This is a genomic window from Paenibacillus sp. ALJ109b, from assembly GCF_010747435.1.
GTDB classification, from domain to species: domain Bacteria; phylum Bacillota; class Bacilli; order Paenibacillales; family Paenibacillaceae; genus Paenibacillus; species Paenibacillus taichungensis.
Genome location: NZ_JAAIFP010000017.1, coordinates 62,458 through 75,294, shown reverse-complemented (window position 1 = coordinate 75,294; position 12,837 = coordinate 62,458). Strand labels below are relative to the sequence as shown.

The following is a 12,837-nucleotide window of genomic DNA, read 5'->3' as shown; positions in this document are numbered from 1 at the left end:
AAGAAGATCAACATGATAATTCCCCCCTTTAACTGGTAGTAACCTAAATTGTCAGTTTCTTTTTATTATTTCTTTTTGCCGCCGGACTTGTTTCCACCTGATTTATTCCCTTGGGATTGATTGCCGCGTGACTTGTTCCCACCTGATTTATTCCCTTGGGATTGATTGCCGCGTGACTTGTTCCCACCTGATTTATTCCCCTGGGATTGATTGCCCCGTGATTTGTTTCCACCAGATTGGTTGCCACTACTCTGGTTGCCTTGAGCAGCTTGATTGCCTTGGGAACGGTTGCCGCGAGATTGATTGTTCTGAGTCTGGTTTCCTTGGCTCGTGTTGTTACTATTGTTATTGTTATTGTTATTGTTATTGCTACTGCCGCGTACGAGGGATACAGATTTCACATGTTGCATGGGAATACGAACGATCTCCTGATTTTTCATGGTCATGATTAATTGGTTCTGGTTGGCATCGGCCAGGATGCCTTCGACTTTTTCTGGACCTCCCCGGTTGATCTGCACTTGGCGGAAGCGAAGTGCCTGCATGACTCCCAGAAACGTATTGGATGGAATAGGGTTCCCCATTTGAGTTCTGCTGCCACCGGAACGACCTGTGTCTGTTATGCTTTTGACATGGGATTCATTGATATAGACGATTCCTTCCTTGCAGTTCATCGCCATATAGTCCCAACGTACGTCCAACAGAGTGCCCTGTACTGAATCAGGTCCTCCCCGGTTAACCTTGATTTCTCTTCCCAACAAACCTCTCATGCCTTGACCATTCGTAGACATTGTGTTTTAACCCCTTCCATGATATAAGTTCAGATGGACAGATGGCGGATGTTATTAGGATCCCTTCCATTCGTCATTCGTGTCTGTCTGTAGTTTAATCATATGTGACATGCTCTTCGGGGGGACTAGCCAGACAACTATTTATATACTAATTTGGCTTTAATCTATGAAAAGATTATATAATTATAGATTAATGGCACGGTTATTCCGCATTCTGCCATGGGAAGTTGATGTGTTATATACAGGACTGTGCATCCGCCCTTACGGCCTGCTGTGCTCCTGCATAGGATGATGTAACAGCCTACGGGCAAATCTCACTGGTCTTCGAAAGGCGGATGGAAATGGCTCTACCTGTCTACCGCATCAATGTGTCTGCGAATGAATATCAGCAGCTAACATCAAATATATGGTCAGATACGTTTGTGAATGGCACGATGCAGATGGACGGCAAACAGCTCCCAATCCGGATTCGATACCGGGGAGGACATACACGTGGCTATGTCAAAAAATCATTTGAGATTCGGACTTCCAGCCGGACGTTCCATTTTAATGCTGAGTACGATGACCCTTCGCTGCTGCGCAATGCGCTCTCTTTTCGTTTTTTCGAGTCGATCCGTGTACCCGCGCCTTCTACTCGGCACTGTGTACTTTACTTAAATGGGCAGCTCGCAGGAGTGTACCTGCGTATAGAAGGTGTGAAATCCTTCTTTTTTCGTCAAAGAAGAATGCCTGTCCGCAGTATCTTCTATGCAGTGAATGATCATGCCAGTTTTGCGATTGAACCAGGAGCAGCTGATACAGGGACTGATCTATTGTCTGGATACAGTCTAATTCGGGGCAAGGATGTGGATCGCACAAGGTTACGAACGTTTATTCATCAATTGAACACGAAGTCCAGACTGGAACTGTTTCGCTTTTTGCAGTCGAGGGTTGATACGAATAACTATTTGCGCTGGCTAAGCGGGGCTGTGCTTACAGGGAACTTTGACGGGTTCCATCAGAATTACACATGGTATGAGAAAGTTAAAAGCCAGAAGTATGGCATTCTGCCATGGGATTATGAAGGCACCTGGGGAAGAAACTGTTATGGAACAAGAGTTGACCCCAATCTTGTTCGAATTCAGGGCTATAACAAACTTACCGGACGATTGCTGGCATTCCGCAGTTTCCGCCAACAATACAAGAAATTGATGCAACAGCACTTAATGTCCGGATTTACTGAGAAGAAGATTATGCCAATAGTTTATAGCCTGCATAACGAGATCCGTAAAGAGGTGGAGAAAGACCCTTATATGAAATGGGACATGAACGTTTTTTACGGTGAGCCGGAGAGGATTCGAACTTACGTGATAGAGCGTCGGGAACATTTGCGGAAGGAATTACATCGATTGTAAATGCTACGCTCGTAGAAGAGGAGAAACTTTGGCCACTATAGATGCGGGCAAGGTTTTTTTCTGTTGTTTTACATAGGGGTATGATATCTTTTTTAATAATAAAGTGGTGCGGGACAAGGGTGAGGTGCGAAGAGTGATGAGATGGATTCAATTATGTAAACGCTTTAAATTCAGAACAAAACTGATTTTGTTTCTGTCGGCGGCGACTGTATTGATATCAGGCATCACGGGGTTAATTACTTATCGCATACATATTTCGCTGTTTAATGAGGAAGTGAGTCGCCAGTATAGTCTTACCGCAGAACAGGTACTTGCAAGACTCGACTCCAGGGTGCACGACATGTATAAAGTGACGGACTACATTACGCTGAATCCCTCCGTGAAAAATGCAATCAAGGCACAGGCTGCGGGCATTTCCTCCTACGATCAGATGAAGCTGGAGGATGAACTGGATGACCAGTTGTATCAGGTTCGTCTCGATGCACCGGAGATCATGGGAATTCGAATCTATGATCTTAAGGGAAACATATTTAATCTCGGCACGTTTGCCGGATCGTTTCAACAGATGGACCCTTCATATTTGGCTGAGATGGTCCATAAGCTGGAAGGGACGGGAGGGGAATATGTATGGAACCGTCTGGACGCAGATGCTTTTCTTCAGGAGGAGAAATCCAACTGGATTCTGGCAGGGCGTTTAATGCGTTCTGTTGATCTGGAGACGTATGGAGTCATGTTAATCCTCTTTAATACCTCTCTGTTTGAATCCTATCTAAAGGACCTACGTCTTAATGAAGATATTGCCGCGTATTTGTTGGATGCAGATGGGAAACTGGTATATGCGTTCCATAATCAGGATGCGGACCCACCACCGCTTACACAACTAAGCATGGGAGCAACCGAGATTAGGGACGAGCAGGGGACAGCTCATTTGTATACAAAACAAACGTCAGACAAAGCCAAGTTCACGTTGATCAGCAAAGTATCCTTGGCTCAGATTCAGCATAAGGGCAAGATTATCGTAAAGGTTGCTGTATTTTCTGCGGCAGCCACGGTTCTGTGTTCGTGGATCATTATTACCATCATCAGCCGCAGGCTGCTGCGTCCGCTGGCCAGTCTGGTTAACGCGATGAAAAGAGTGCGTGACGGACAATTTGATACACGCGTTCAGATTCAGACACAAGATGAGCTGGGCTTCATCGGAGATCGATTCAATGCGATGGCATCACGAATCGATACGTTGATTCATGAAGTCTATGAGCGGGAGTTAAGTGAAAAGCAAGCTGAGCTCAAGGCTATACAGGCCCAGTTGAATCCACATTTTCTATATAACACATTAAGCATGTTTTTCTGGAAGTTCTATATGCTTGGAGATGAGAAGTCGGCGCGTCTGGTTACGGCCTTATCCGAGATGCTGCAATATACACTGGAGCCAGTCCAGCGGTTGACTACCCTACAGGATGAGATGACCCAGATTGACCATTACCTACAGATTCAGCAGGCCCGGTATCAGGAGGCCTTATCAATCGAGATTTCTGTTCCTTCTGAACTGCTCCGGTGCCAGGTGATTCGGCTGCTGCTGCAGCCCATTGTGGAGAATGTGTTTGTTCATGCCTTTGCGGACAAAAGAGACAATCGTCGTCTCGAGATTCGCGGCTTCCGGTACGCGGGAAATGATGCAGAATCGGACATGCTTATTCTGGAGATAGCCGATAACGGATGCGGGATGGACCCATCCATGATGGATCGTATTTTGGCACCTTTGGCACACGCTGATGAGGAACGTCAACACATTGGCATGCGAAGTGTACTCAGACGAATCGAACTGATTCATGGTGAGCCTTATGGTGTGCAGATTGAATCCACTGCTGAAGTGGGAACGCTGGTGCGGCTTCGTTTGCCCTATCAGGTTGGATAGGTTGCTGGACGTGAACAGATAACATGCTGAGAGGAGAATACATTCATTGAATGGACGAATGCTCGTAGTCGATGATGAAGCGATGTTTCGGCAAGGATTGATACATCTGGTGTCCAACAATCCGCTCGGGTGGGAAGTGGTTGGTGAGGCTGCCGACGGAGAAGAAGCGCTACAAGCCGTAAACAGTTGTACACCGGATCTAATTATTACGGATATTAACATGCCGGTGATGGATGGCTTGGACTTGGCAGAACAGATCCATGATCGTGGTCAGGACATTATGATCATTATTTTGACGGGCTATCGGGAGTTTGAATATGCACAGCGCGCCATCCGTTATGGTGCTATGGAGTTTCTGCTCAAGCCCTTCTCTCTGGATGAGGCCTGTCGTGTTCTTCGCAAAGCGCATGAGCGATACTGCCAGCGACAATCCGATAACCGAATTAGGGAACAGTACAGTCTGGTAGAGAGATCGGATCGATTGCGTGATGAGTTGGCAACATTCTTGTTGAACCAGCAGATGCCGCAAATGGCTGCACGGATCGATGAACTATTCAGCCATGCATCCCGGATGCCTCTCCCTGAATGTAAGGCCGAGATTCAGCTGCTCATGAAAGTGATGACCGATCTGTTAGTGCAGCAGTTCCGTGTTCAGCAGTCTGCGAGTGTCGACAAGTTCGGCCCAGATCCGTTGCTCTGGATTCATTCGGTAGCGGAAGTGATGGCCTGGGCACGCTGCAAAAGTGAAGAATGGCTTGGTATGCTGGTCCGGCTTACGCAGGAACAGCAGGATCACGTGGTCACACGGGTTCTTCAGTATATCGAGATGAACTATTCCAGCAATTGCAATCTTCAGGCGGCAGCCGCGCATGTTCACGTGACCCCCAATTATCTCAGTCACCTGTTCAAAAAAGAAACCGGACATGGCTTCAGCCAGTACGTCAGTAAGCGTAGAGTTGATAAGGCGAAGTTACTGCTGCACAGTACCCGGCAGAGCATGGCGGACATTGCCGAACAGACCGGGTTCGATAACTCCAGTTATTTTACAACCGTGTTCAAACAGATGACCGGGCTGTCGCCACGCGAATTTCGCAAGCAGCCTAGCCATGAGAGCAGCGAGTAGAAGCCTTTACCGAACACAGCCCCACGATGTGGGGTTATTTTGCGTAGAAATTTAAAAAAGGATCGTTAAATATCGAATGTTTACGCTTACATTTTTATCTAAAATACAACTATAGACATCCACAGCAGAGAGGAGTGATGAACATGAAGGGAGAGCTGGCCGCAGGGCCGCCAAGGTTGGAACCGCCTGACAGCGAAGTGAGGCAGAGAATCCGGCAGCAGCGGCTTCGCCGTTTCAAGACGAATATTCCGCTACTATTGATGTTTCTTCCGGTGATCCTGTTTTATCTTATCTTTCGTTATGCGCCGATTGGGGGGCTGGTCATCGCCTTCAAGGATTATAACTTCTACGACGGGCTCTGGAACAGTCCATGGGTGGGCTTTCAACATTTTCAGACCTTGTTCAGCGATCCGCGCACAGTGGAGATCATCCGTAATACTCTATTTCTCAGTCTGCTTAGCATTATCGTGGGTTTTCCCATCCCGATTATTCTGGCGATCATGCTGAATGAAGTGAGAAACATGGCGTTTAAGCGTACCGTGCAGACCGTGGTGTACATGCCGCACTTTTTCTCCTGGGTCATCATTGCAATGATGATCATGACCGTATTTTCACTGGAGAACGGAATCGTGAACCGATGGGTGGAAGCCTGGACGGGAGAGCCGTATCCGTTCATGTACAACAAAGGCTCTTGGATCGCCGTTTTTGTCGGGTCAGGTATCTGGAAGGACATGGGCTTTAACGCGATTATTTTTCTGGCGGCACTAACCACGATCGATCCAAGCCAGTACGAAGCTGCACAGATGGATGGGGCGAGCAAGCTGCGACAGATCTGGCACGTAACCCTTCCGGGCATTCGCTCCACCATTATTTTACTGCTTATTCTGTCGATGGGGCGCGTGATGGAAGTTGGATTTGACCAAGTGTATATGCTTCAGAACTCTAACGTGAACGAGGTTGCCGATGTTATCAGTACGTATATTTATCGCACAGGTCTTCAAGGAGCGCAGTTCAGCCTAACGACGGCGATGGGATTATTCGAATCACTGGTCGCATTTATTCTCATCTATTGTGCCAACTATATTGCACGTCGATTTAACGAAGGTTTGTGGTAAGGGAGGCGGAGCAGAGTGAGAAAAACACGAGGAGAAAAAGTCTTTTATATGATCAATTATGTGTTGTTAACATTGGTCGCTATCAGCTGTATCCTGCCCCTTCTGAATATTGTGGCTTTGTCGTTGAGTGATGCGAGAGCCGTAGTATCCGGTAAAGTAGGGCTATGGCCAGTCGACTTCACCTGGTTTTCCTATCACAGTCTATTGACCGGGACGCCGATCCTGAATGCGTTCTGGAACAGTGTCGAGATTACGTTAATCGGTACGGGGCTGAGTATGGCTGTTACAATTATGGCGGCGTATCCGCTGTCGCGCAGGCATTTTTACCACCGCAGGTTTTTTACAATGGCGATGGTATTCACGATGATTTTTAACGGCGGATTGATTCCGACTTATCTGGTGGTGCAGTACCTTGGGCTGGTGAACAGTTATGGTGCACTTTGGCTGCCAGGTCTGGTAAGTACGTATAACATGCTGATTATGAGATCGTATTTTGAAAATCTGCCAGGGGAAGTGGACGAAGCTGCACGCATCGATGGATGCGGAGAACTCGGTTTGTTATTTCGGATCGTGCTGCCTCTGTCCAAACCGTTGCTGGCGACCATTGCTCTGTTCTATGGTGTAGGGTACTGGAATTCATTCATGAGTGTGATGATTTACATCAACGATACCTCCAAGTACAACATGACTGTATTGGTCCAAAATATGATTATGTCCAATCTGAACGTGCAGGATTTTACCGATCCGACGATGATTTCGAATCTAACGCCAGAAGGCATTCGGGCAGCGGCCGTAATCGTGATGGTCATTCCCATTTTGGCAGTGTATCCGTTCTTGCAAAAGTACTTTGTTAAAGGGGTCATGCTGGGCTCCATTAAAGGGTAGTGCAGGCTGCAAGCCATTCGCTTATTTCATTTCACATTATATAAGAAAGAGGGTCTGATCTTATGGTGATATCCATCAAGGCATGGATGAAGTCTGGTCTTGTTCTGGGCTTGATCGGCGGAATACTGGCAGGGTGTTCAGGAGGAAGTGGAAGTGAACAGGCTGAAGGGGAAGGTGCGCGCGGCAATATAACGTCGACGATCTATGATCGGGGCGCCGTACCAAGCGGTATGGGAACGATTGAGGATAACATGTGGTCCAAGTGGATCAATGAGAACGGCCCGGCCAATGTCAAATATACGGCGGTTCCCCGCTGGGAATCGCAGTCCAAACTAAACGTGCTGTTCGCTTCGGGCAGTGCACCGGATGTTATTTTTGAATTCGGGACTCCTATTCGGAATACGTTATTTAATCAAAAACAACTGATGCCGCTGGATGAACTGATCGAAAACTCCAGTGTGGAATATAAAGCGCTGATGGAGAAGTATCCACAGTTAAAGAAGGCTGGGATCAAGAGCGATGGAAAATTATATGAAGTGGGTCGAATGAATGAGGTATTTCCGCTGACCAGTTTCTTCATCCGTGAAGATTGGCTGGAAAAGCTAAACCTGGAGGTGCCGACGAACGAAGCAGAGATGCTGGCGGTCGCCAAGGCATTCACAGAGAATGACCCGGATGGGAACGGTGCAGACGATACTTTTGGAATCGGAGGTTTGCAATTTGGGGACACCGCGGGATTATTCCGCTACATGTACAATGCCAATTGGGTGAACGTGGAGGACGGGGAGATCGTGGTCGGCCCCAATCACATGAAGGAAATGACAGCGTTTAAGCGGGCATTGTTTGAGGCGGGGGTAGTAGACAAGGATTTTCTTACCGACAAGGATGGAGCCAAGTCCAAGCAGGATTTCCTGAACGGGAAAATAGGCATGTATGCGGCAATGACGGCTGATTACACCGGATTTGCGGCCAAGGAACTGGATACGCTCATGCAGAATGTGCCTGATGCGAAGCTGAAGGTCATTGCTCTGCCTTCCACATCGGTGGGGCAATATACGATGGTATGGAATAACCCGGTACAGATGACTGCGGTCGTGAATGCCCGTGCCAAAAATCCGGAAGCCGTCATTCAATATATTGATTTTCTGACCAAAACCGAGACAGGCCGAACGGTCAAGAACGGGTTCGAAGGCACTCATTATACGTTGAACGAACAGGGCTGCCCGCGTATATCTGACCAGGAAAAGTACAAACAGGAAATAAGCTGGGCTGGAGATTACGCGATGCTGTACAGCCGCCTGGAGGAAGGCAAATGTGGTTACACCGAAATGCTGTTCAGTGAGGAAATCCCATCCCAGAAGGAAGGACTTCGTCTTTTCAAGGAAGCAAGGGAAGTATACATGAACGATCTGCCAGTGGGAGAAGGCGTTACCCATTCGGAACATATGCCCCAACTGCCCAAAGAGCTTCAGGTGAAGCTTACCAATGTGACAACAGCCATTAATGATATTTTCACCCGTTCCATTATTAGCGGCAGTAAGTATACGGTTGAGCAGGCTGCTGCAGAAGCGCAGCAAAAGTGGGAACAAGGTGGTGGCCCGGAGATTGAAACATGGTACAAAGAATGGTGGAGCAAGGAAAAGGACAATGTACTTGTCTGGGATGATTTCTATGAAATCTATGAACAGCAGCAAGCCGATTTCCAGAAGTCGGAGTAAAACAGCTGGAATGAGTTGAGTGTCAATAAACGTATTCGAATTGGATACCACCGAACCTGGGCAGTCTGCCCAGGTTTTTTTGTTGCAGATGCATGTTCACTCCAAGTCTATTTCAGGTTAATAATAAGAAGGAAAGAAGATATTAGCGATTTGAAGGTTCAAAATGCGATATAATAAGCGTATTGGATACGTGAAATTTTACATAGAGTTATGGAAAGAGACTAACAGAGCTGGCTGCGTGAACATACCAAATCGTCACGAAGATTAAACGCTCTGGGCCGGAGGAATGGTTATGATCAAGCTGTTGTACTACTTGAAGAAGTATCGAGTCGCTGCCATCGCAGCACTGGTCATGATGCTGATTGAATTGACGGTCGAATTGGCTCAACCCTATTTGATCTCGAAGATCATTGATAACGGTATCCAGCAAGGAGATCTGTCAGTGGTTTGGCTATGGGGTGGGGTGCTTGTGGGCAGTGCCGTCGTGGCGTTTGCCGCGGGTATTGCGAGTTCATTTTTTGCGTCACATGCGAGTCTTGGCTTCGGTTACGATCTGCGGGAGAAGCTGTATGATAAAGTGCAAGCGTTCTCTTATGCGGTGTTTAACCGTTTTGCCACATCATCCCTGATTACCCGATTGACCGGGGACGTGACACAGGTGCAGGATACGGTATTTATGAGTCTGCGTTTCATGACGCGTGTGCCGCTGGTGGTGATTGGGAGCATGATTATGGCGGTCGTGGTGAATCCGAAGCTGGGTCTACTGCTCGTTGTGATGGTGCCTGTACTGCTCGTGTTTGTCATCTGGATGATCAAAAAGGCAGCGCTGCTGTTCCGCAATGTGCAGCGCAGACTGGATGCCGTCAACGGAGTCATCCAGGAAAATCTGACAGGCATTCGGCTGATCCGTGTCTTCGTCCGGATGGGCCACGAGATTGAACGCTTTGCCGGATATAGCGGCAAGCTGATGAAGGGCACGATCTCCGCGCTGCGCTTGACGGAGACGACGATGCCATTCATGCTGCTCATGATGAATGGTTGTATCATCGCCGTACTATGGTTTGGACGACGTGATATCACTACCGGAAGTGCAACCGTGGGTGAAGTCGTCGCAGTCATTAACTATCTGCTTCGCACCATTGGCGCCATGTCTGCGCTGTCCTGGATTCTGGTGACCTTCTCCAGAGCGAGTGCTTCGGCACAGCGGCTTAACGAAGTTTTTGACACGGAAGAAGTTTCGCAAACATTGAATACAGATCGTTCTGCGCAAACTGGGAAAGGGAATCCTGTTATCCAAGGTGCAGTTGATTTTCGTGGTGTAGGATTCAGTTATCCGGGCAGTGAAATTACCGTGCTGGAAGATATTACGTTCTCAGCCAAACGAGGCGAGCGTATCGCCATCATGGGAGCGACAGGCTCGGGTAAATCCTCGCTGGTACAGCTCATTCCAAGGCTCTATACCGAAGATCAAGGCGAGGTTCGTATAGACGGTAATGATGCAGAACGGTTGGACATTGCCACATTGCGCGGAGCTATCGGTTATGTGCCGCAGGAAGTGGTCCTCTTTACCGGATCGGTACGGGATAACATTGCCTGGGGCCGGGAGGACGCAACGCTCGAAGAGATTAAGGAAGCAGCGTGGCGTGCACAGATTCACGAGACCATTGAGAAGCTGCCGAATGGCTACGATACACAGCTCGGTCAGCGAGGAGTCAATCTGTCGGGTGGACAGAAGCAGCGGCTCTCGATTGCCCGTGCATTGATTCGTCGTCCAAGCATCTTGATTTTGGATGACAGTACAAGTGCTCTCGATGTAGCCACGGAAGCAAGGCTGCTGGGTGCACTGGAAGAGTTATCGTGTACAACGTTTATCATCACGCAGAAGATCAGTTCAACCACCTCAGCCGATCTGATTCTGTTGTTGGACGACGGGCGTCTGATTGGACAGGGGAAACATGAGGATCTGATGGATACATCTGAACTGTATCGCCGAATCTATGAATCACAATACGGGGAGGGTACACCACATGTTCAAAGCATTCATTGAACCTTTCCGTCAGCCCCCACCGCCGATTGATCCCGAGACGCTGAAGGCAGGTGGTGGTCGTAAGCCGAAGGCACGGGCGAAGAACTGGTCCGGTACGTTAGGCCGAATCTGGGCGTATCTGGCCCGTCGCAAGGTCAAGCTGACGATGGTGCTGCTGATGGTATTTGCCAGTTCTGCGCTCGCTTTGCTTGGACCTTATATGGTCGGTGTAGCTGTGGATAAATTCATTGATGGAGAAGCAACGAGTTCCAGTTGGACGACATTTTTATTGGGTCTGGTGGCAGTCTATGTTCTCTTTTCCTTGTCGTCATGGCTGCAAAATATATGGATGATTGAAATTGCACAGGAGACCGTGTTCCGCATGCGGTATGATCTGTTCTCCCATCTGCACAAACTGCCGATTCCATTCTTCGGCAAGCGTCAGCAGGGAGAGATCATGAGCCGGGTTACCAACGACATTGAGAATGTCAGCGGTACGCTGAACAGCTCGGCCATCCAGATTTTCTCCAGTGTGTTAACACTGATCGGAACGTTTGGCGTGATGCTCTGGTTAAGTCCGCTTCTGACCTTGCTTACATTTATCGTGGTACCGCTGATGGCCATTGGCATGCGCTGGATTACCCGTAGAACAGGGCCGTTGTTCAAACAACGTCAGCGTAATCTCGGAGAACTCAATGGTTACATTGAGGAAACATTGTCCGGACAGAAGATTATCAAGGCGTTCTCGCAGGAAGAGCGGGTGATTCGCGGGTTTGAGGAACGAAATACGAAGATCCGGTTGTCCGGTTTCTGGGCGCAGACCATCTCCGGGTTTATTCCAAAGCTGATGAATGGCCTGAACAACCTGAGCTTTGCGATTGTCGCAGGCATCGGCGGGATCTTGGCAATTCAAGGTTCCGTTACAGTCGGCGTGATTATCATCTTCGTAGAATATGCCCGTCAGTTTACCCGTCCGCTCAACGATCTGGCCAACCAGTGGAACACGTTGTTGTCTGCGATTGCTGGTGCGGAGCGCGTGTTCGAGGTATTGGATGAGGATGAGGAAGCGAAGGATGAAGGTGCAGCAGTATCTCTGGACAAGGTGGAGGGGGCCGTTCGCTTCGACAAGGTATCCTTTGGATACGATGAAGGACGCAATATTTTGCATGAAATTAACTTTGAAGCCAAGCCGGGCGAGATGATTGCTCTGGTAGGTCCGACCGGGGCAGGGAAAACAACATTGATTCAGCTGTTATCCCGCTTCTATGATCCTACAGCCGGTACGCTAACGGTGGATGGACGTGACATTACGACCATTCGGCGCGAGAATTTGCGCTCACACATGGCATTTGTTCTTCAAGATTCATTCCTGTTCCAGGGCACGATTCGTGAAAATATCCGATTCGGCCGCCTGGATGCGACAGACGAAGAGGTGGAAGCCGCTTCAAGGTTGGCGAATGCTCATTCGTTCATCATACGGATGAAGGATGGGTACGATAAAGTGCTTCAGGCCGACGGAAGTGGCATCAGTCAGGGACAGAAGCAGCTGCTTGCGATTGCCCGGGCAATTCTGGCTGATCCGTCCATCCTTGTATTGGATGAGGCGACCAGCAGTATCGATACCGTCACGGAGATCAAAATCCAGGAAGGGCTGCAGCGCCTAATGCAAGGCCGCACCAGCTTTGTCATCGCCCACAGGCTGAACACGATCCGCCAAGCCGATCGCATTCTTGTGCTGAAGGATGGTCAGCTCCTGGAGCAGGGTTCGCATGACGCATTGCTGGAACAAGGTGGCTTCTACAGCGAACTGTATTACAGTCAGCTGCGGAATAAGGCGCAATAGAATAAAAAAGAGCAAGTAACTGAACCTTGA

9 protein-coding genes are annotated in these 12,837 nt (G+C 48.6%); 8 read left to right on the top strand and 1 reads right to left on the bottom strand.

Translation table 11 applies throughout. From position 1 onward, the window contains the following. Positions 1-65: 65 nt before the first annotated feature. Positions 66-788, bottom strand: a complete 723-nt coding sequence (locus G3352_RS18100) for a hypothetical protein (RefSeq protein WP_163758530.1) — start codon at positions 786-788, stop codon at positions 66-68. Positions 789-1,129: 341 nt separating this feature from the next. On the opposite strand from G3352_RS18100, the gene G3352_RS18095 reads away from it, so the two are divergent. The 8 genes from G3352_RS18095 (at position 1,130) to G3352_RS18060 (ending at position 12,807) form a co-directional block, all read left to right on the top strand. Beyond that, positions 1,130-2,182, top strand: a complete 1,053-nt coding sequence (locus G3352_RS18095) for a CotH kinase family protein (RefSeq protein ID WP_240343131.1) — start codon at positions 1,130-1,132, stop codon at positions 2,180-2,182. 136 nt (positions 2,183-2,318) lie between these two features. After that, positions 2,319-4,097, top strand: coding sequence for a cache domain-containing sensor histidine kinase (locus G3352_RS18090; protein WP_163758526.1), 1,779 nt, complete (start codon positions 2,319-2,321; stop codon positions 4,095-4,097). A gap of 46 nt (positions 4,098-4,143) precedes the next feature. Continuing rightward, on the top strand, positions 4,144-5,220 hold the full coding sequence (locus tag G3352_RS18085) for a response regulator transcription factor (RefSeq protein ID WP_163758524.1): 1,077 nt from the start codon (positions 4,144-4,146) through the stop codon (positions 5,218-5,220). Between the two features lie 143 nt (positions 5,221-5,363). Beyond that, positions 5,364-6,335 (top strand): ABC transporter permease, encoded by a 972-nt coding sequence (locus G3352_RS18080; RefSeq protein WP_163758522.1) that lies wholly within the window; start codon positions 5,364-5,366, stop codon positions 6,333-6,335. Between the two features lie 15 nt (positions 6,336-6,350). Next, positions 6,351-7,220, top strand: a complete 870-nt coding sequence (locus G3352_RS18075) for an ABC transporter permease subunit (RefSeq protein ID WP_163758520.1) — start codon at positions 6,351-6,353, stop codon at positions 7,218-7,220. A 62-nt stretch (positions 7,221-7,282) separates the two neighbouring features. Next, positions 7,283-8,938: an extracellular solute-binding protein gene (locus G3352_RS18070; protein WP_163758518.1), complete on the top strand. Its 1,656-nt coding sequence runs from the start codon at positions 7,283-7,285 to the stop codon at positions 8,936-8,938. Between the two features lie 292 nt (positions 8,939-9,230). After that, a complete protein-coding gene (locus G3352_RS18065; protein ID WP_163758516.1) occupies positions 9,231-10,985 on the top strand; it encodes an ABC transporter ATP-binding protein in 1,755 nt (584 codons plus the stop codon). Next, positions 10,966-12,807 carry an ABC transporter ATP-binding protein gene (locus tag G3352_RS18060; RefSeq protein ID WP_163758514.1) on the top strand — a complete coding sequence of 614 codons (1,842 nt, stop codon included), beginning with the start codon at positions 10,966-10,968 and terminating at the stop codon, positions 12,805-12,807. Before G3352_RS18065 ends, G3352_RS18060 begins: the two co-directional genes overlap by 20 nt. The last annotated feature ends 30 nt before the right edge of the window (positions 12,808-12,837 follow it).

Coding starts and splice junctions, on each gene's coding strand:
- G3352_RS18100 (WP_163758530.1), bottom strand. CDS start 788: ATGTCTACGAATGGTCAAGGCATGAGAGGTTTGTTGGGAAGAGAAATC.
- G3352_RS18095 (WP_240343131.1), top strand. CDS start 1,130: ATGGCTCTACCTGTCTACCGCATCAATGTGTCTGCGAATGAATATCAG.
- G3352_RS18090 (WP_163758526.1), top strand. CDS start 2,319: ATGAGATGGATTCAATTATGTAAACGCTTTAAATTCAGAACAAAACTG.
- G3352_RS18080 (WP_163758522.1), top strand. CDS start 5,364: ATGAAGGGAGAGCTGGCCGCAGGGCCGCCAAGGTTGGAACCGCCTGAC.
- G3352_RS18070 (WP_163758518.1), top strand. CDS start 7,283: ATGGTGATATCCATCAAGGCATGGATGAAGTCTGGTCTTGTTCTGGGC.
- G3352_RS18065 (WP_163758516.1), top strand. CDS start 9,231: ATGATCAAGCTGTTGTACTACTTGAAGAAGTATCGAGTCGCTGCCATC.
- G3352_RS18060 (WP_163758514.1), top strand. CDS start 10,966: ATGTTCAAAGCATTCATTGAACCTTTCCGTCAGCCCCCACCGCCGATT.